Origin of the sequence: Paraburkholderia sp. (assembly GCF_026225065.1) — a bacterium.
Classification (GTDB): domain Bacteria; phylum Pseudomonadota; class Gammaproteobacteria; order Burkholderiales; family Burkholderiaceae; genus Paraburkholderia.
On sequence record NZ_JAMFSB010000180.1, the window covers coordinates 25607 to 45384 of the forward strand.

The 19778-nt window shown below is 62.7% G+C and carries 18 protein-coding genes; 6 read left to right on the forward strand and 12 right to left on the reverse strand.

The window, feature by feature from the left end; all coding sequences use genetic code 11:
* Nucleotides 1–5 precede the first annotated feature (5 nt).
* Complete coding sequence (gene kynU / locus M0954_RS13615) at nucleotides 6–1256, forward strand: kynureninase (protein ID WP_122153506.1); 1251 nt, start codon at nucleotides 6–8, stop codon at nucleotides 1254–1256.
* Between the two features lie 10 nt (nucleotides 1257–1266).
* Complete coding sequence (gene kynA / locus M0954_RS13620) at nucleotides 1267–2265, forward strand: tryptophan 2,3-dioxygenase (protein WP_297353737.1); 999 nt, start codon at nucleotides 1267–1269, stop codon at nucleotides 2263–2265.
* A 49-nt stretch (nucleotides 2266–2314) separates the two neighbouring features.
* Here the strand turns inward: kynA and M0954_RS13625 are convergent, their stop codons facing one another.
* Entirely contained in the window at nucleotides 2315–3304 is a 990-nt protein-coding gene (locus M0954_RS13625; protein WP_297353739.1) for an AraC family transcriptional regulator, read from the reverse strand.
* Between the two features lie 445 nt (nucleotides 3305–3749).
* Here M0954_RS13625 and dalD point away from each other — a divergent pair, with 445 nt between their 5' ends.
* The 3 genes from dalD to M0954_RS13640 all read left to right on the forward strand — a co-directional run bounded on the left by dalD (nucleotide 3750) and on the right by M0954_RS13640 (nucleotide 7818).
* Complete coding sequence (dalD, locus tag M0954_RS13630) at nucleotides 3750–5156, forward strand: D-arabinitol 4-dehydrogenase (protein WP_297353741.1); 1407 nt, start codon at nucleotides 3750–3752, stop codon at nucleotides 5154–5156.
* Between the two features lie 158 nt (nucleotides 5157–5314).
* The gene (gene xylB / locus M0954_RS13635) at nucleotides 5315–6796 is read left to right on the forward strand and encodes a xylulokinase (protein ID WP_123385526.1); all 1482 of its coding nucleotides are present in this window, start codon (nucleotides 5315–5317) and stop codon (nucleotides 6794–6796) included.
* Nucleotides 6797–6870: 74 nt separating this feature from the next.
* Entirely contained in the window at nucleotides 6871–7818 is a 948-nt protein-coding gene (locus M0954_RS13640; protein ID WP_122153501.1) for a sugar-binding transcriptional regulator, read from the forward strand.
* 55 nt (nucleotides 7819–7873) lie between these two features.
* Here M0954_RS13640 and M0954_RS13645 read toward each other — a convergent pair whose 3' ends face one another.
* The 6 genes from M0954_RS13645 to M0954_RS13670 all read right to left on the reverse strand — a co-directional run bounded on the left by M0954_RS13645 (nucleotide 7874) and on the right by M0954_RS13670 (nucleotide 13692).
* Nucleotides 7874–9226, reverse strand: coding sequence for a cytosine permease (locus tag M0954_RS13645; protein WP_122153500.1), 1353 nt, complete (start codon nucleotides 9224–9226; stop codon nucleotides 7874–7876).
* Nucleotides 9227–9322: 96 nt separating this feature from the next.
* On the reverse strand, nucleotides 9323–10318 hold the full coding sequence (locus M0954_RS13650; RefSeq protein WP_123385524.1) for a biotin-dependent carboxyltransferase family protein: 996 nt from the start codon (nucleotides 10316–10318) through the stop codon (nucleotides 9323–9325).
* Entirely contained in the window at nucleotides 10308–11183 is an 876-nt protein-coding gene (locus tag M0954_RS13655; RefSeq protein ID WP_122153498.1) for an allophanate hydrolase subunit 1, read from the reverse strand. The genes M0954_RS13650 and M0954_RS13655 overlap by 11 nt, the downstream gene beginning before the upstream one ends.
* Nucleotides 11180–12613, reverse strand: coding sequence for an acetyl-CoA carboxylase biotin carboxylase subunit (locus M0954_RS13660; RefSeq protein ID WP_123385961.1), 1434 nt, complete (start codon nucleotides 12611–12613; stop codon nucleotides 11180–11182). Before M0954_RS13660 ends, M0954_RS13655 begins: the two co-directional genes overlap by 4 nt.
* 4 nt (nucleotides 12614–12617) lie before the next feature.
* Nucleotides 12618–12860, reverse strand: coding sequence for an acetyl-CoA carboxylase (locus tag M0954_RS13665; RefSeq protein ID WP_297353743.1), 243 nt, complete (start codon nucleotides 12858–12860; stop codon nucleotides 12618–12620).
* A 52-nt stretch (nucleotides 12861–12912) separates the two neighbouring features.
* Entirely contained in the window at nucleotides 12913–13692 is a 780-nt protein-coding gene (locus M0954_RS13670) for a 5-oxoprolinase subunit PxpA (RefSeq protein WP_122153496.1), read from the reverse strand.
* Between the two features lie 269 nt (nucleotides 13693–13961).
* On the opposite strand from M0954_RS13670, the gene M0954_RS13675 reads away from it, so the two are divergent.
* The gene (locus M0954_RS13675; RefSeq protein WP_122155545.1) at nucleotides 13962–14882 is read left to right on the forward strand and encodes a LysR family transcriptional regulator; all 921 of its coding nucleotides are present in this window, start codon (nucleotides 13962–13964) and stop codon (nucleotides 14880–14882) included.
* A 119-nt stretch (nucleotides 14883–15001) separates the two neighbouring features.
* Here the strand turns inward: M0954_RS13675 and M0954_RS13680 are convergent, their stop codons facing one another.
* From M0954_RS13680 to M0954_RS13700, 5 genes are all read right to left on the reverse strand, one after another.
* Entirely contained in the window at nucleotides 15002–16111 is a 1110-nt protein-coding gene (locus M0954_RS13680) for an ABC transporter ATP-binding protein (RefSeq protein ID WP_122153495.1), read from the reverse strand.
* A gap of 111 nt (nucleotides 16112–16222) precedes the next feature.
* Nucleotides 16223–16927, reverse strand: a complete 705-nt coding sequence (locus tag M0954_RS13685) for an HAD family phosphatase (protein ID WP_122153494.1) — start codon at nucleotides 16925–16927, stop codon at nucleotides 16223–16225.
* The gene (locus M0954_RS13690) at nucleotides 16924–17793 is read right to left on the reverse strand and encodes a carbohydrate ABC transporter permease (RefSeq protein ID WP_133892879.1); all 870 of its coding nucleotides are present in this window, start codon (nucleotides 17791–17793) and stop codon (nucleotides 16924–16926) included. Before M0954_RS13690 ends, M0954_RS13685 begins: the two co-directional genes overlap by 4 nt.
* On the reverse strand, nucleotides 17790–18725 hold the full coding sequence (locus M0954_RS13695; protein WP_122153492.1) for a carbohydrate ABC transporter permease: 936 nt from the start codon (nucleotides 18723–18725) through the stop codon (nucleotides 17790–17792). The genes M0954_RS13690 and M0954_RS13695 overlap by 4 nt, the downstream gene beginning before the upstream one ends.
* A gap of 176 nt (nucleotides 18726–18901) precedes the next feature.
* The coding region (locus tag M0954_RS13700; RefSeq protein WP_297353745.1) for an extracellular solute-binding protein at nucleotides 18902–19778 on the reverse strand (877 nt) is incomplete at its 5' end.

Here is a 19778-nt window from a genome sequence, read left to right on the forward strand (position 1 = left end):
CCATCATGAAGAACCGTGACGAAGCCGTAGCGCTCGACCGCGCCGACCCGCTTGGCGCCCTGCGCGACCAGTTCGCGCTGCCCGCGACCACCATCTATCTGGACGGCAACTCGCTCGGCGTGCCGCCGGCTGCCGCCGCGCAGCGTGCGCAAACCGTGATCGCCGCCGAATGGGGCGAAGGACTGATCCGCAGCTGGAACAGCGCCGGCTGGTTCGCGCTGCCGCGGCGTCTCGGCAACAAGCTCGCGCCGCTGATCGGCGCAGCGCACAACGAAGTCGTCGTCACCGATACGATTTCGATCAACCTGTTCAAGCTGCTTTCAGCCGCCGTACGGCTCGCGAACGAGCGCGACCCGAAACGGCGCGTAATCGTCTCAGAACGCTCGAACTTCCCGTCGGACCTGTATATCGCGCAAGGCCTGATTGAGCAGCTCGACCGGGGCTACGAACTGCGCCTCGTCGACGATCCGTCCGAACTGCCCGCGGCGATCGGCGACGACACCGCCATCGCGATGATCACGCATGTGAACTACCGCACCGGCTATATGCACGACATGGCGGCACTCACGAAGCTGATTCACGACAAAGGGGCGCTGGCGCTGTGGGATCTCGCGCATTCGGCGGGCGCGGTGCCGGTGGACCTGAACGGCGTCGGTGCGGATTACGCGGTGGGCTGCACGTACAAGTATCTGAACGGCGGCCCCGGTTCGCCGGCGTTTGTGTGGGTACCGCATCGTCATCAGAATGCGTTCGCGCAACCGTTGTCGGGCTGGTGGGGTCATCGCGCGCCGTTCGAGATGAACCCGGTCTACAAGCCCGATGATGGAGTAGGACGCTTCCTGTGCGGCACGCAGCCGATGGTGTCGATGGCGCTCGTGGAATGCGGGCTCGACGTGTTCCTGCAAACCGATATGCAGGCGGTTCGCCAGAAGTCTTTGGCGCTGACCGATCTGTTCATCGAACTGGTCGAAACGCGCTGCGCCGAGTTTCCGCTCACGCTGGTCACGCCGCGCGATCATGCGCAGCGCGGCTCGCACGCGAGCTTCGAACATCCGCACGGTTATGAAGTGATGCAGGCGCTGATTGCGCGTGGCGTGATAGGCGACTATCGCGAGCCGCGTGTGTTGCGCTTCGGCTTCACGCCGCTGTACACGCGCTTCGTCGACGTGTGGGATGCCGTCGAAACGCTGCACGAGGTGCTGGTCAAAGAAACCTGGCGGGCGCCCGAATTCGCCGCTCGCGGCGCGGTGACCTGAGGAGCGCGAGATGACCGATCATATGCAAACGCCGGGGCTGCCTGGTTCACCTGATGAGTCCGGTGCTGCGCAAGCACAGGGTGGTTGTCCGTTTGGTCACGGCAGCGGTAGCGCTGCTGCAGCTCACGCTGCCTCGGCGCCGCATGTTCCGGCAGCGGACAACGAAGGCGAAAGCGATAGCGATAGCGACAACGGCTGGCACAACGCGCAACTCGATTTCTCCAAGTCGATGAGCTACGGGGATTACCTGTCTCTCGGCTCCATTCTGTCTGCGCAACATCCGCTCTCGCCGGATCACAACGAGATGCTGTTCATCATCCAGCATCAGACGAGTGAACTGTGGATGAAGCTCGCGTTGTACGAGCTTCGCGCTGCGCTCACCGCCGTGCATCGCGATGAGTTGCCGCCCGCGTTCAAGATGCTGGCACGGGTGTCGCGCATCATGGAGCAACTGGTGCAGGCGTGGAGTGTGCTGTCGACGATGACACCGTCCGAATACACGGCAATGCGGCCTTACCTGGGCAGTTCGTCCGGGTTTCAGTCGCATCAATACCGGCAGATCGAGTTCCTGCTCGGCAACAAGAATGAGCTGATGCTGAAGCCGCATGCGCATCGGCCTGACGTGCTCGCCGAAGTGCAGGCCACGCTCGAAGCGCCCTCGTTCTATGACGAAGTGATCCGTCTGCTCGCGCGGCGCGGATTTGCGATCGCACCCGAGCGGCTGGGGCGCGACTGGACCCAGCCGACCACGCACGATGCGTCAGTGGAAGCAGCGTGGCTCGAGGTTTATCGCAATCCGTCGCAGCACTGGGAGCTGTACGAGATGGCTGAGGAGTTGGTCGATCTGGAAGACGCCTTTCGGCAGTGGCGCTTTCGCCATGTAACAACGGTTGAGCGGATTATCGGCTTCAAGCAAGGCACAGGGGGTACCAGCGGCGCGCTGTATCTGCGCAAGATGCTGGACGTGGTGCTGTTCCCAGAGTTGTGGCATGTGAGGACGATGCTTTAGTCCGCGGGCGCTCGCTCCACCGCAGGACGAGCGACCAACCTCGAACCGCCTACGTCGCCCGATAGGCGCCAGCCGATATCCGCACCCGCCCCCGTTTCTGCACCGCCGGCACGATCGCCGGTGCGTTCGCAACCCCATCACCGCGAGCCGCCGCTTCATCGGAAGCATCGCGGCTCGCGTCGTTCAGATGCTGGTAGCGGCGAAATTTCGAAGGCGACATCCCCTTCGCAAGCAGGAACTGCCGGTTGAAATTGGACAGATTGTTGAAACCGACCTTGTAGCAGATATCGGTCACGCTCAACTCGTCGTCCATCAGCATCTGACAGGCGAGATTGATACGCATGCGGTTCACGTACTGCACGAACGGCATCCCGGTATGGCGGCGAAAATAACGTGAGAACGCGCTCACACTCTGACCCGCCAGTTGCGCGAGATCCGACTCGCGTAAATCCGAGGACAGATTCTTGCCAATATAGGACAGCGCATGATTGATGCGAGTAGCGGCAAAACCGCTCGGGTCTGTCTGATAGGCAGGGCTCGCCAGCAGTTCGCTATCCTGAGCACTCACCAGCACTTCGAGCATCGACATGAACAGCACGATGCGACGCAAGCCGCGTGCGTTCAACAGTTCAATAAAGAGCGGCTGGATCGCCGCGCTGGTTTGCGCCCCGAACGACACGCCACGACGCGAAGCGGCCAGCAACGCTTCGACCTGACGCCACTCCGGAAAACTCTCCATGCAGTGCGCGACGAACTCCGGCCCGAACTGCACGACCAGATTGCGTCGTTCGACGGTTTCGCCCTCGGGCACATCGCTCACCCAGTTGTGCGGCAGGTTTGGCCCGACCATCACCAGATTGCCAGGCACAAAACTGCTGATGTGATCGCCGACGAACACCTTGCCGGTCGTCGCCACGATCAGATGGATTTCGTATTCGGGGTGGAAATGCCAGCGCACCGTGCGGTACGGATACCCGTGGGACCATACCTTGAACGATTCGTCGCGGCGCACGGCCACGAGCTCGAGATCGGGTTGCACGTGTCTTCCTCCATTGAAGCGGCTTGCTGCAGCGCTGGTTTTCTGGCGCGAGTCGCCGGTCTTCGGTTTGTATAACGGAAATTAGCCCTCAAACGCGCTGCGCACCACTAAAAATGAGACCGCAGACTGATACTTTTTTGCATCGGGGTTACTCCTGACGCTTTGAATGTCAAGTTTGATGCATTGCAACAGCCCTGCAAACGGGCACCAGACAACGCTGCCCACTCTTCGCACTCCCAGCAGAAGCCCCGCCACGCGGCGCTGCGCCACAGATTGAGGCGTTTGCCGCCTTGACTTTCGATTCGCCGGATACGATCATTCGTTCACATGCAGAGCAAATGCTCCAATCAGAAAAACGCACGCGTAGATCGTGCGTGAAAGACTTTCGCAAGGGACCCGCAGTCATCGCCAACGCGTTAACTCCGGTCCCACAAAGGAGACACACATGAACAGCGGCCAAAGCGGCGTCGCGAACGCCCACGTGATCTTGCACATCGGCGCAGGATCGTTTCACCGCGCCCATCAGGCGTGGTATCTGCACCGTCTGAACGAGCTACGCAAGGAAGGCGAACCGCGCTGGTCGCTCACGGTCGGCAATATTCGCGGCGACATGAATGCCGTGCTCGAAGGACTCGCGGCACAAGACGGCGTCTATACGCTCGAAACCGTCACGCCAGCCGGTGAGCGCGAGTATGAAACGGTGCGTTCGATCGAACGTGTGGTGCCGTGGTCGGAGACCCTCGACGGGCTGATCCAGGTCGGCGCCGATCCGGCCTGCAAGATCATCGCGTTCACGGTGACCGAAGGCGGCTATTACCTCGACGAACACGACCGGCTCGATACCGCCCTTGCCGACCTCGCCGCCGACCTCAAAGGCGCACGCACGACCATCTACGGCGCACTGGCGGCGATTCTCGAAGCGCGCATGCAGCGCAACGCCGGACCCGTGACACTGCAAAGCTGCGACAACCTGCGCAGCAACGGCGAGCGTTTCCACGCCGGGATGAGCGAGTTTCTCGAGCGCAGCGGTGCGGCAGCGCTCGCGGCTTGGTTCGACGCCAACACGAGCTCGCCGAGCTCGATGGTCGACCGCATCACGCCGCGGCCGACGCCCGATGTGCGCGAACGCGTGCTGGCGGCCACCGGTTTCGACGATGCCGTGCCGGTGATGGGCGAAGCATTTATCCAGTGGGTCATCGAAGACCGTTTTTGCGCGGGACGTCCGGCGTGGGAGCGGGTCGGCGCGGAGCTGGTCGAGTCGGTGGTGCCGTATGAAGAAGCCAAGATCCGCATCCTGAACGCCACCCATAGCTGCATTGCCTGGGCAGGAACGCTGGTCGGGCTGAACTACATCCACGAAGGCACGCACGACCCGGAGATTCGCCAGTTCGCCTTCGATTACGTCACACAGGACGTGATCCCCTGTCTCACGCCGAGCCCGCTCGATCTGGCGCACTATCGCGACATCGTGCTCGACCGCTTCGGCAATCCGCACATCCAGGACACCAACCAGCGGGTCGCGGCCGACGGCTTTTCGAAGATCCCGGGCTTCATTGCCCCGACGCTCGCCGAATGCTTTGAGCGCGGTGCCGAGCCGGCAGCCACTGCGATGCTGCCGGCGCTGTTCTTCCGCTTTCTCGATCGCTGGCAGTCAGGCAAATTGCCGTACAAGTATCAGGACGGTGTGATGGACGAAGGCGTCGCGCGCGCTTTCTTTGCCGCACCCGACCCGGTGCAGGCGTTCTGCGCCGACCGGCTTCTGTGGGGCAGCCTCGCGCAAACGCCCCATCTGGAGAAGGCGCTGCGCGGTGCGCTAGCCCGCGTGGACGCGTGGCTAGCCACGCGCGCCTAAGGTTCGGGGGCGCGCCCACCGCGCCCCCGCCTCCTTGACACACTGCCGCGGCCACCTGGCGCCATAGCGCGTAATCCCGAGTCAGGTCTAACGCCCATGGCATCGGCCGCCGTGTGCGGCTACAGTAGCGCATCCCTAACGACGAAGGTTCCGCGCCCATGTATCTCGGCATCGACCTCGGCACATCCGAAGTGAAAGTCCTGCTGCTCGCGTCCAGTGGACGCGTGATCGGTACAGCAGGCTCTCCCTTTACCGTTTCGCGCCCGCATCAGCGATGGGCCGAACAGAATCCCTCCGACTGGTGGGAAGGCACGCGCGCCGCCCTCTTTGCGCTGCGCGCGAAACACCCCGACGAATTCGCCCAGATCCGCGGCATTGGCCTCTCAGGGCAGATGCATGGCGCGGTGCTGCTCGATGCGCAAGACCGCGTCCTGCGCCCTGCCATCTTGTGGAACGATATGCGCAGCGTCGAAGAGTGCGCCGAGCTGACCGAGCGCGCGCCGGAGCTGCACCAGATCGCCGGCAATCTGGCGATGCCCGGGTTCACGGCACCCAAACTGCTGTGGGTCGCCCGCCACGAGCCGGAGATTTTCCAGCAGACGGCCAGCGTGCTGCTGCCGAAGGATTACCTGCGGCTGCAACTGACCGGCGACAAGGTGTCCGATCCATCGGATGCAGCGGGTACGCTGTGGCTCGATGTGGCGAAGCGCGACTGGTCCGACACGCTGCTCGCCGCTTGCGACATGCGCCGCTCTCAGATGCCGCGTCTGTGTGAAGGCAGCGAATCGTCCGGCACCCTGCGCGCCGACGTGGCTCAAGAGTTTGGCCTCGGCGACGGTGTCGTCGTCGCGGCAGGCGGCGGCGACAACGCGACGAGTGCCATCGGCATCGGCGCGACGCAACCGGGCGACGGCTTCGTTTCGCTGGGCACCTCGGGCGTGCTGTGCGTGGTCGGCGACAGCTTCCGGCCGAATCCGGCCTCCGCCGTGCATGCGTTCTGCCACGCGATTCCGGACCGCTGGCATCAGATGAGCGTGGTGCTGTCGGCGGCGAGTTGCCTGCGCTGGGTGTGCAAACTCACGTCCACCGACGAGCCCACTCTGCTCGCCGAAGTCGAAGCGCTGACGCCCGAAGCTTTGGCGAGCGCGCCGTTCTTCCTGCCGTATCTGTCCGGCGAACGCACACCGCATAACGATCCGTATGCGCAGGGCGTGTTCTTCGGCATGAATCACGCCACTGATCGCGCGTTGCTCGGCTATGCGGTGCTCGAGGGCGTCACCTTCGCGCTCACTGACGGGCTCGATGCGCTGCGCGCTGCAGGCACCGAGGCGAGCGGGCTGTCGCTGCTCGGCGGCGGCGCGCGCAGCAACTATTGGGCGCAACTGTTGGCTGATGCGCTGAACACCACCACCCGTAAGCACGGCGGCGGCGAAACCGGCGCTGCGCTCGGCGCGGCCCGCCTCGGCTGGCTGGCGGCAGGCGGCGATCCGGCGCAGGTGCTCACCAAACCCCCGGTCGAAATGGAATTCACCCCGGATCCGGCGCGGCACGCGGCCTTGCGCGCGCGGCTGGATGGCTTTCGGACGTTGTACCGGCATGTACGCCCGCTGTTCGACCCGTCGCGCGAGCGGCTGGCTTAGGGATGACGTCCTCCATGCCGGAATCAGCAGACTGAGAGACTGCTATCCTCGGCGCAAACCACAAGAAGCCCACCGTGCCCAAGTCCAACGAAAAACTCGACCTCGCCACACGCGCCGCGTGGCTCTACTACGTCGCAGGCAACACCCAGAACGAGATCGCCGAGAAGCTGCAGGTGTCGCGCCCGGTGGCACAACGGCTCGTCGCATTCGCGGTCGAAAAGAATCTGATCCGCGTGCGGGTCGATCATCAGCTCGCCGATTGCCTCGCGCTCGCGGAACAGCTCTCGAAGCGCTATGGCCTCGCGATGTGCGAAGTCGTGCCGGTCGACAACGACACCGCCGAGGAAATCGACCGCAAGCTCGCCGTCGCCGGGGCGCAGGTGATGGAACGCTATCTGAACGAAGAAAAGCCGATGGTGGTCGCAGTGGGCAGCGGGCGGACGCTTAAAGCCGCGGTCGATCAGATCGCCCAGCTAGAGCGTCCGCAACACCGGTTGGTATCGATGGTCGGGGCGATCGCCCAGGACGGCTCCTCGAACCGCTATGACGTCGCGCTGCACATTTCGGAGAAGACCGGCGGCAAGCATTTTCTGCTGCCCGCGCCGTTGCTCGCCGACAGCGAGGCCGAGCGCGCGCAGTGGTGCAATCACCGTCTGTACCGGATCGTCGAATCGCTGACCGGCGAGGCCGATGTCGCGTTTGTCGGGATCGGCAATATCGGGCCGCACTGTCCGCTGTACGAGGACGGTTTTATTACGTCGAACGAAGTGAAGGAGCTCGTGCAAAGCAAGGCGGTGGCCGAGATCCTCGGCCTGCCGATCGACGCGGTGGGTGCGCACGTCGAATCGTCGACGGGGCAGCGAGTCACCAGCGTGGCGCTGGATTCGCCGCCGCGGCGGCCCACGATCGGCTTCGCCGGGGGCGAGCGCAAGCGCGAGGCGGTGATCGCCGTGCTGAAAGGCGGGTGGCTGTCGGGGTTGGTGACCGACGAGTTGTGCGCGCGAGCGGCGCTGGAGGCCTGAACCCGCTACGCCGTGTGGTTGTGCCAGCGCGGCCGTCACATGCGGCCTTGCTCCGCTATCCTCGTACGAACCACGTCCGCTTGGCGGACACCAGCATCCCCCGATACACCAGCCACGACACCACAAAGCTGGCGGGTGCCGAGAACGACTGTGCGAGCCCAGGCACATTCATCAGCACGAGACCAGCAAACGCCCCCGCAAACCAGGCCGTCAAACCGCCGGGGTTGAATGCCGGCACATGCGAGTCGCGGCATTCGATCTCGCCGCCGAGCAGCTCGTCATAGCGGGTCGACAGTATATGCGCGAGTGCCACGCCCACCCACGCGACCACAAAAATACCCTGGTACGCGAGCGCCTGAAGGATCTTCGAAAACACATCGGCCATCATCAGCACGTAGACCACTAGCCCAACAACGAGTGCCCACACGAACTTCGGCGCCCGCAGGCCTGCCGCTTTCTGGAAGAAAGCCTGCATGTTGATCGCCGCGAGATAGTAATTCGCGGTATTGATACGCGACTGCGTCACCCACACAAACAGCAAACCCCAGATTCCCATGAGTTTCAGCAGCGCAAGCACGACTGACACTTCGGAAAGCGCGCCAGGCGCCGGGGTCGAGCTGACCAGATAAATTCCAACTGCGCCGTTCAGCAGGAACGTCACCAGATAGAAGGGCATGCCGAAGTTGAAGCGGCCGTGATACGTGGCGTCCTGTTTGCGGCCGAAACGCGCGTAGTCGAACGTGAACATCATCAACACCCAAACGCCCATGTAGTAGACGAAGCAACTCCACCAGCCATTGGCCGGCAGCGCGCCCTTGGGTCCGAAGTCGAGCCATGCAGCGTTGTAGCCATACTCGTGCGTGGTCAGCACGACCGCAGCGACGAGCCCGAGCAGATAAAACGGCAGCAGCACGCCATTGAACCTGTCGAGCCAATGTTGCACGCTGCCGAACACGAGCGGCACGCTATAGCAGACGACGATCAGCGCCGCCCAGCGGTAATCGAGCGGCGGAAACAGACTGTGCGCCGCAACGGCGATCACCGATCCTTCGAATACCGCGTAATAGATCGCCGTTGCAAAGAAGATCAAGGTGGCAAGCGCTGCGCCCGCGCTGCCGAACAGCACCCGCGAAAACAGCGCGACGGACAGACCGGTGCGAATCGCGTAGCGGCTGATCACCGTGTTTACAAGACCGTAGGACACCACCGATAACGCCATCCCGATCAGCGCGTTACGCGCGCCGTAGGTGAGCGCAAGCGTAGCGCCCACGACAATGTAGAACACCGCGCTGCACACCGCCCACCACGCCATGGTGAGCGAAAACGCGGGCATACGATCGCTTTCGGGAATGGCGAGCGTCGATAGATCCAGTTCGCCTTCGGGTGCTTCCTGTGCCAGATTGGACATATTCGTACTCCTCAATACACGTGCAGGGTGGGGACTGGCGCCATCGCATAGCGTGCAGCGAGAGGGCTGCGCCTGAATGACAACGGGTACTGCGTGCTAGCGCAGCAGCACCTCGCGCAAACGCGCCAGCCGCAATTGGGCATCCCGTCGCGCGGCAAGCGCCTGGGTCATCGTGACCGGTACAAAGCGAGCGAGATGGTTCGGTTGCATTTGCCCGATCAGATCCATGTCGGCGCTGATCACCGTGCCGATGGTCGCGTAGCCGCCACCTGACACTGCGTCGCGATGCAGGATGATCGGTTCGAGACCGGCCGGCACCTGAATCGAGCCGATCGGGTAGCAGGCGTCGACGATGTTCGACGGATCGGCACCGGCGCCGAACGGTTGCTCGCGTTCGCGGAATTTGAGCGGCCGGCCCTGCTTGTAGCGGTAACCGATGCGGTCCGCTTCGGGCGCGACTGCCCAGGTGTCTTCGAAGAACGTGCCGGCGGATTCGGCCGTCAGGCGATGATGATAGAGCCCCGGCAGGACGCGCAATTCCACCTCGCGACTCAGCGGCACACGCAACGCCTCGGGAAGCGCCGTGCCCTCGCGGGCCGGACCTTGTGCGCGGCCAATGCTGAGGACGTCGCCTTTCTGCAGACGCCGTCCCTGATGGCCGCCAATCGCGCCCAGCGTGTACGTCGAGCGGCTGCCGAGCACCACCGGCACCTCGATCCCACCGGCCACCGCAAGACATGCCCGGGCACCGCCTTTCACATAATCGAACGTCAGCGTGCTGCCAGCCTTGATGCGCAATGCGACATTGCAGGCTTGCACGATGCCGTCGATCTTCGGTGACATCTCGGCGCCGGTCACCGCGATTAACGTATCCACGTTGAACAGCAGTTGCGGTCCGAGCAGCGTGCACTCCAGCGCCGCCGCTGCCTCAAGATTACCCACCAGCAGATTGGCTGCCCGCAGCGCGTATTGATCGAGCGCGCCGGACGGCGGAATGCCGACGTGGTAGTAGCCCTGCCTGCCGGTATCCTGCACCGAAGTAGCCAGGCCGGGCTTGATCACCTCGATGGCCTTGAGCGGATCAGTCGGCATCGAGCACCTCCACCAGTGAACGGTTGTACGCGTCAGGATCATGCGTGAAAGCGGCTAACGAGAAATCCACCGGACGCACGCGCAACGAAAATGTGCCGGCTTCGACTTCGGCGACCGCCTTGTCATAGGCGTCGCGGTCGATCGGCTTGAACTTCACGATATCGCCGGGACGGAAGAACACCATGAAATCGCGCAGGTAGTCCAGACGCTGCGCCGGGTCGAAAATCGGCGCAGGCGTCACACCGAACATCTGGTAACCGCCTGCCCCGCGCACCGAGTAGATACAGCCGAAGCAGCCGCCGTGGCCGACCGTCAGCTTCGGCGTATCGGTCCGGGGCCGCAGGTATTTGGGCACCTGCAGTTGCCGCTCACGTTCGACCATCTGGAACATGAACGGCAAACCTGCCACGAAGCCGACCATCGAAACGAACCATGGCGAACCGGCATGCGCGGCGATGAAAGCGTCGACGTCCTCGTATCCGTTGATGCGGGCGGCGTATTGCAGATCGGTCGACTCCGGATCCTGGTGGCGTTCGCGAAAGCGCATCAGCGTTTCGTGGGTCCACGGGTCGTTGTAGAGCACCGGGACTTCGACGATACGCGTCGCGATGTTCAGCTCTGCATCGCCGACCTCGGCCTCGATCGCCTGGAGCAACGCAAGGAGTTCGTCCGGCGCGATGATGTCCGGATCGTAGCGCACCTGGTACGAAGCGTTTGCCGGACAGATCTCCGTCACACCCGCAACCTTGCGGCTTTGCAGTTCGCGGGTGATCGCGGTGCCTTTGAAGAACGCGTCGAGCGACATGTCTTCGCTTATCTCGACGAAGATGAATTCGTCGCCGCCGAACGTGTATCGAATCGTCATGCTGCCTCCACGGATCGCTGTGCGCGCCACCCGGTCATCCACGCTTCGAGATAGTTGGTGTGATAGCGGCCGGCGCGCACGTCTTCATCGGCCAGCAACGCACGATGCAGCAATGCGGTCGTCTTCACGCCGCCAATGTGCAACTCGCGCAACGCCCGATCCAGTCGCGCGAGAGCCGCGGGCCGGCTTTCGTCGGATACGATCAGCTTGGCGAGCAGCGAATCGTAAAACGGTGGCACGGTGTAACCCTGATACAGCATCGAATCGACGCGCACACCCGGGCCGGTCGGCCACACGAGTTCGTCGATTCGGCCAGGGTTGGGGCGAAAATCCTGTTCGGGATCTTCCGCGTTGATCCGGCATTCGAGCGCGGCGCCACGCATGGCGATGTCGCTCTGGCGAAACCGCAACGGTTCGCCATCGGCAATGCGCAGTGTTTCCCGTACCAGGTCGACGCCCGTGATCGCCTCGGTGACCGGATGCTCGACCTGAATGCGCGTGTTCATTTCGATGAAGTAAAACTCGCCGCGTGCGTCGTCGAACAGGTATTCCAGCGTTCCCGCGCTGCGATAGCCGACTTGCCGGGCGAGCCTCGTGGCGGAAGCGCACAATGCCTCACGCAATGCGGGCGTGAGCGACGGCGACGGGGCCTCCTCGAGAATTTTCTGGCGGCGCCGCTGCAGCGAGCACTCACGCTCGAACAGGTGGACGACGTCTCGACCGTCGCCGAGTACCTGCACTTCGATGTGCCGCGCACGTGCAATGAAGCGCTCGAGATACACGCCGCCATTGCCGAATGCGGCCTGCGCCTCGCGTTGCGCCTGCGGCAGCTCAGCGTCCAGTTGCGCGGCGTCGCACGCGACGCGAATGCCGCGTCCGCCGCCACCCGCCGCCGCCTTGATCATCACCGGGTAACCGATGCGGGCCGCGATCTCGCGCGCCTCGCCCAGCGACAGGACAATGCCATTGCTGCCGGGCACTGTCGGCACGTCGGCGCGCTGCGCCGTTTCGCGGGCGCGAGCCTTGTCGCCCATGGTCGCGATCACGGTTGACGAGGGTCCGACAAAAATCAGCCCTGCCGCTTCGACTTGCGCCGCAAAGGCGGCGTTCTCCGACAGGAAGCCATAGCCGGGATGAATTGCGTCCGCACCGCATTGCTTCGCTGCGGCAAGAATCGCTGCCGGATTCAGGTAGCTCTTCGCTGCATGCGCCGGGCCGATATGCACGGCTTCGTCGGCCATCCGCGCCGCCAGACTATCGCGGTCGGCATCGCTGACGGCGGCGACCGCGCGCATTCCAAGCTCATGTGCCGCACGAATCACACGAACCGCAATCTCGCCGCGGTTCGCCACCAGCACCGTGCGGATACGCTGCGGCTGATAGAAACTTGTCGCGGACGCGCTTCTATCCGTTGGATTGGTTGCATTCATCACGTTATGCCTCGATTCGCATCAGAACCTGTCCCGCATCCACCGGTTCGCCGTCTTCGACAAGGACCTCGGTGACCTGTCCCGCGATGGTCGTTTCGACGTCGTTGAACTGCTTCATCACCTCCACCAGTCCGACCACCGTGCCCTCGTCGATTGACATGCCCACCTCGACGTACGGCGCCGCATCCGGCGATGCCCGCCGGTAAAAGGTGCCCGGCAACGGACTGACAATGTCGTGTTGTGCCATCTATGTGCTCCTCAAATCTGATTCGATGCTGATGCGGGTCGGATGATGGGTCTCAGTGGACCAGTGCCGGCAGCGGCGCGGCCACGCGGATGTCGTGGAGCGTCAGCAGCGCTCGCGTGGACTCGACCAGCCGGAGCGCGCCTGGCGTATCGCTGTGGATGCACACCGAATCGAAATCGATCGCAATGTCATCGCCGTCGACCGTCGATACCCGCCTTTCGACACAGGCCCGCAGCACCTTCGCCGCCACCTGGTCTGGATCGAGCCGTCCGACCCGGCGCGTAAAGACGATCGAACCGCTGCGGTCGTAATCACGGTCGGCGTAGAACTCGCGAATCACCGGCTGGCCAAGTTCGCGCGCTATCCGGTACGTAACCGACGCTTCCATGCAATACAGCAGGAGCGTGGGATCGAGCCTCTGCAGCGTTTCGACCAGCAGGCGCGACAGGTCTTCGTCGCGCGCGGCCAGCATATAGAGTGCGCCATGCGGCTTCACATGCTGCACGCTGACGTTATAGAGCCGCGCGAACTCACGCAGCGCGCCAAGCTGAAAAATGATGTCGTTGACGAGCGCCTGCGGCGCTTCGGTGATGGTGCGCCGTCCGAACCCCACCAGATCGCGAAACCCCGGATGGGCCCCCACCCCAACGCCCGCCTGCTTGGCGAGTTGCACAGTGCGCGCCATGATGTTGGGGTCACCTGCGTGGAAGCCGGTCGCTATGTTGGCCGAACTGATGAGCGGCATGATCTCCTCATCGACGCCGTCGCCGATCCGCCATGCGCCAAAACCCTCGCCCATGTCGGAATTCAAATCGACGCTGTGCTTCTTCATGCTGAATGTCTCCTTGGGTCAGCAGCCCGAGTGCGTCACAGGGTATGCACCGAGCCGGTTCAGAGAAACATTAACTGCCCGTCGTTCGCCAAAATAGTTCTATTTTTATATGGCACGTTATCTGTTTTTTAGATATCCAGATTGCCGGGCCGACTCGCACGGGTCTGTCCCTCAGGCCATCCAGCCTGCTGTGGCGAATGGAGCAGATGCCGATTTTTGGCGAAGATACGATACTGCTCGGCGCAATATCATTTTTTCAGGTGGATGGAATGGCCTTGACCCTTCGGCAGCTCAAGTATTTCGTCGCCACGGCGGAACTCGGCCAGATCTCGCAGGCGGCCATTCAACTGACGATTTCGCAATCCGCCGTCACAAATGCGATCAAGGAGCTCGAAGACAGCCTGGGCACGCAGCTGTTCTTGCGCACCGCCGCTGGCGTTACCTTGACCACCACTGGCCGGCGCTTCCTCAACCAGGCGTACACGATCCTCTCGTCCGTCGATGAAGCGATGCGCATTCCGAACCTTGAGAGCACGCTCACCGGGACTCTCGCGATCGCTGCGAGCTACACCGTACTGGGCTATTTTTTGCCGCATCATCTGCAGCGGCTGAACACGCTGTATCCGCGGCTGACGATTCAACTGCACGAGTTAAACCGCGAATCGATCGAGGAGGGTTTGATTGCGGGCCGCTACGATATGGCGGTGCTGCTCACGTCGAACGTCGCAAACCCGGAGTTGATGCTCGAGCCAGTCATCCATTCGGTGCGCAGGCTGTGGCTGTGCGCGCAACATCCTTTGCTAAAGCGCGAAAGCGTCACGCTTGCCGATGTTGCCGCAGAACCCTTCGTCATGCTAACGGTAGACGAGGCGGCTTATACGGCATTACGGTACTGGAACGAGACGCCCTACCGGCCGAGCGTGAAACTGCGCACCTCGTCTGTGGAAGCCGTACGCAGCATGGTGGCGAACGGCAGCGGTGTGGCGATCCTGTCTGACATGGTGTATCGCCCCTGGTCGCTTGAGGGGCGACGGATCGAGACGATGCAATTGCGCGATGCGGTGCCGCCAATGAGCGTGGGTCTAGCCTGGCGTCGAAACGCGGAACTGAGCCCGGGGATGCACGCCGTACGTGAATACTTCCGGCACACCTTCATGGAACCACGCGCATTGACCGCTGGCAACCCGTAAGCTGCGCCCACTAGCAGGCCGTCACTGATAGAACGCGACGAGCCTCAGCGCCACGCAACTGCAACGCTTTGTGCGGCGCGCCTGGAGAGGACACGGCGCGACGCCGCGTCCTCCGTGCATCAAGCAGCCAGCACCTCAACAATTTTGCGCTGGAACGCTTTACCTGCGGCATCGAACAGATGGCAATGCTCAGGCGTCGCGCCGAGCTTCTGCGTCTCGCCCTTCGTATGACGCTCGAGCGGCGGAATGCGCGCAATCAGGCCTTCCGGCGAAACGCTCGACTCCGCGTACAGATAGGCCGCGTCACCGAGAGATTCAATCGCCATCGTGCGAGCCGAAACACCGTCGTCGGACGTGCCGACGTGCAGATGCTCGGGGCGAATCCCCACCGTCACCTTGTCGCCCTGCTTCACCGCGCCCGGTTCGACCGCCACGCGCTGGGTCTCGCCGGTTTCGTAGCGGACCGTGACGCCATCGTGCGTGACCGACTGCACCACGCCCTCCATGAAGTTCATCTTCGGCGAGCCGATAAAGCCTGCAACGAAGCGGTTGGCCGGCGCGTGATACAGCATGGTCGGGCTGCCGACCTGCTCGACATTACCCGCCGACAGCACCACGATCTTGTCGGCCAGCGTCATGGCTTCGACCTGATCGTGCGTCACGTAGATCATCGTGGTCTTCAGCTCGTCGTGCAGACGGGCGAACTCCAGACGCATCTTCACCCGCAGCGCCGCGTCGAGATTCGACAGCGGTTCGTCGAACAGAAACACCTTCGGCTTGCGGGTGATCGCACGGCCGATGGCCACGCGCTGCCGCTGACCGCCCGATAACTGCTTGGGCTTGCGATCGAGCAGGTGGTCGATGTGCAGAATCTTCGCTGCGTTGCGCACCGCCGCTTCGATCTCCGGCTTCTTGGTGCCGGCGAGCTTCAGCCCGAACGCCATGTTGTCGAACAGCGTCATGTGCGGATAAAGCGCGTACGACTGAAACACCATCGCAATGCCGCGCTTGGCTGGCGGCACGTCGTTCACACGCGTGCCGTCGATATTCAGATCGCCGCTCGTGATGTCTTCGAGCCCGGCGATCATGCGCATCAGCGTCGATTTCCCGCAGCCGCTCGGGCCCACGAATACGACGAACTCACCGTCCGCGATATCGAGATTGATGTCGCGCATCACTTCATTGTCGTCGTAGGCTTTTCTGATATTGCGCAGAGTTAAGCTTGCCATGATGTGTCTCCGTGTGTTTCTCGTACTACGTTAATCCAGTTTGACAGTGTCTGCTAGTGGCGCGTGCGTGCCTCTTGCTGCACCGGGCCGACAAACCCTCTCAATACCTTTTCAATGCAATGCCGCCGTCACGCGCTGGGTCCATTGCGCCACCAGCTCGGGCAGTTGCGTCATATCGTCGAATACGTGGGATGCACCCGCCGCATGCAACGCGCCGATCTGCGCCTCGCTCGCGTGGCCGCCTCCGATAAAGCCCAATACTGTCATACCTGCAGCGCTCGCCGCCGTCACGCCGGTGACGCTGTCTTCCACCACCAGACAGGCGCTGCTGGCGAGACCGAAACCCTTTGCCGCCGCCAGATACACGTCGGGAGCAGGCTTCGGCATGGCGACGGCATCCGCACAGTACAACCGGCCCTCGAAGTACGTCTCGAGGCCCGTGCGCGCCAGCACCGTTTGCACATACGCCTTGAAGCTGTTGCTCGCACACGCCTTGACGAGCGGAATCTGCGCGAGCGCGTCGGCAATGCCAGCCACGGCGGGCGCCTGCATCGCCGCAGCTTCGACCGCATGGCGAATCGCGATCATGTCGTCCGCGCTCAAGCTGCGGCCAAGTTGCGCGGCAGCGTTTTCGAGCACCCGCTCGATACGCAGCCCAAGCAGCGGCAGAACCACCGGTTCGACATCGGTATCCGGCCAGCGCGCTTCCAGCTCATGCACCAGCATGCGCGCCGCCACCGCTTCGCTGTCGATCAGGACACCGTCGCAATCGCAGATCAACGCCAGCCGGGTATCGGTCACGGGGGTACCGGTCATTTAACCGCCCCGAACGTCAGCCCACGCACCAGTTGCTTCTGCGACAGCCATCCGACGATCAGGATCGGCGCCACCGCCAGCAGCGAAGCGGCCGAGAGCTTGGCCCAGAACAATCCTTCCGGACTCGAGTACGACGCGATAAACACCGTCAGCGGCGCCGCGTTGGAACTGGACAGGTTGATGCTCCAGAACGCCTCATTCCACGACAGGATCACCAGCAGCAGCGCCGTGGAAGCGAGACCAGGCAGCGACATCGGCATCAGCAGGAAGACGATTTCCTGCCAGGTCGCGGCGCCATCCATCCGGCCTGCTTCAAGGATATCGCGCGGAATCTCGGCGAAATACGTGAAGGTCATCCACACGGCAATCGGCAGATTGATCAGCGTGTAGACGATCACCAGCCCCGAAACGGTATCGAGCAGCCCCGAGTTCTTCCACAGTAGATAGATCGGCACCAGCACGCCCACCGACGGCATCATCTTGGTCGACAGCATCCACAGCAGCAGTTTCTGCGTGCGGCGGGTCGGAAAGAACGCCATCGCATAGGCGCACGGCACGGCAAGCAGCAGACACAACACCGTGACGCCAGCTGAGATCAGCACCGAATTCCACGCGAACGCGAAATAGTTGCTGCGTGCGAACACCTCACGAAAACTGTCGAGCGTCGGAATAAAAAACAGCGACGACGCATAAGCCTGCTGCTCGGTCTTGAACGCGGTGATCGTCATCCAGAAGATCGGGAAGAACAGCAGCAACGCGATCAGCCACGCGAACACGCCAGGAATCGCGCGCTTGAAGACGGCCCACGGCGCGTTCTTCGACGAGGTGGTCGACGACGAAACAGGTGAAGCGGCAACGTGGCTCATTTTTCGTACTCCCCTTTCAGGTTCTTCGCGAGCATGCGGACAAGGAAGAACGACACGATGTTCGCCAGCACCACCGCGAGAATCCCGCCCGCCGAGGCCAGACCGACGTCGAACTGTTGCAGGCCGAGCGAATAGATCAGGTAAGACAGATTGGTGGTCGCCGTGCCTGGGCCGCCGCCTGTCGTCGTATAGATTTCAGCGAAGATCGACAGCAGGAAAATGGTCTCCATCATCACCACCACCGCGATCGCCCGTCTCAGGTGGGGCAGCGTGATGTAGAAGAACATCGAGAAGGCGCCCGCACCGTCGATCTTGGCCGCTTCCTTCTGCTCCTGGTCGAGCGACTGGATCGCAGTGAACAGGATCAGGAACGCGAACGGTAGCCACTGCCAAGAGACGATCATGATGATCGCGGTGAGCGGATAGTCGGCGAACCAGTCGATCGGCTGCATGCCAATCGCACGCATACCCTGCGCGATCAGGCCGTACACCGGATGCAGGATCATGTTCTTCCAGATCAGCGCGCTGACCGTCGGCATCACGAAGAACGGCGCAATCGCCAGCAGCCGCGCGACACCCTGGCCGTAGAACTTGCGATCGAACAGCACCGACATCAGCACGCCGCCCACTACCGTGATCACCAGCGTGGCGATAATCAGTTCGAGCGTATGGCCGATCGACGGTCCGAACGATGGATCTGTAGCAAGGTACTTGTAGTTGTCGAGCCCGGCAAAACCCTTCTCGTCGGGGTTGAGCAGGTTGTAGTGCGAAAAGGAAAACCAGATCGTCATCGCCAAAGGGATCGCCATCCACAGCACCAGTACAGCGGTGGACGGCGCCGCTAACCAGCGTGCGGAATTGGCTTTGCGCGTTTCGCGCTCTTTTTCGGTCTGGGGAGTGGCATGCATGAGAGGAAGGCGCAGAGGACGCATGATGTGACCACCTGTTCGGTAAAGCGCGGGAAACGCGCGGCTGAAAGTCAGCCCGAGGTGCTGCCGGTCGCGGCGAAGCGGGTGCGACCGGGACGTGGCTCAGGCGTAACGGCTCAGCCGTGACGGCCCGCTGTGCTGCAAGGGCCGGCTGACTGGCGTCAGCCGGCGGTTTCACGTCACTTCAGATAGCCGGCCTGACGCACAGCGCGTTCGGCAGTGGCCTGTCCGGCTGCCAGAGCCTGATCGACGGTCATCTGTCCGGCGAGGGCACCCGAAATGCTTTGGCCCACCACCGTACCAAACGACTGAAACTCAGGAATGCCGACGAACTGCACACCGGTGTACGGCACAGGCTTGAGCGTCGGATGATTCGGATCAGCCGTTTCGATCGCCTTCAGCACGAAGTCGGCAAACGGTGCCGCCGCCTTGTACTCGGGGCGCGCATAGGTCGACTGACGGGTTCCCGGAGGCGCCGAGGCCCAACCTTCGTCCTTCGCGACCATCTCGATGTATTCCTTCGAGGTTGCCCATGCGATGAACTTCTTCGCCGCGTCAGGCTGCTTCGACGACTTCGGAATCGCCAGCGCCCACGCCCACAACCAGTGCGCGCCGCGCGGCGTGACTTCGATCGGCGCCGCAGCGAAGCCAACCTTGTCGGCGATCTGCGATTGCTGCTTGTTGTACAGCATGCCGGCCGCCACCGTCGCATCGATCCACATCGCGCACTTGCCTGATGACATCAGCGTCAGGTTTTCGTTGAAGCCGTTCGAACTCGCTCCCGGAGGGCCGTCTTTTTGCAGCAGGTTGACGTAAAAGCTGATGGCCTTCTTCCATTCCGGCGACGTGAGCTGCGGTTCCCACTTCTCATTGAACCAGCGGCCGCCGAAGGTGTTCACGACCGTGGTCGCGTACGCCATGTTTTCGCCCCAGCCGGCCTTGCCGCGCAGGCAGATACCGTTGATGTCGGCCTTGCGGTCGGTCATCTTGCGGGCAGCATCACCGATGAATTCCCAGGTCGGGTTTTCCGGCATCTTGAGGCCGGCCTTGTCGAGC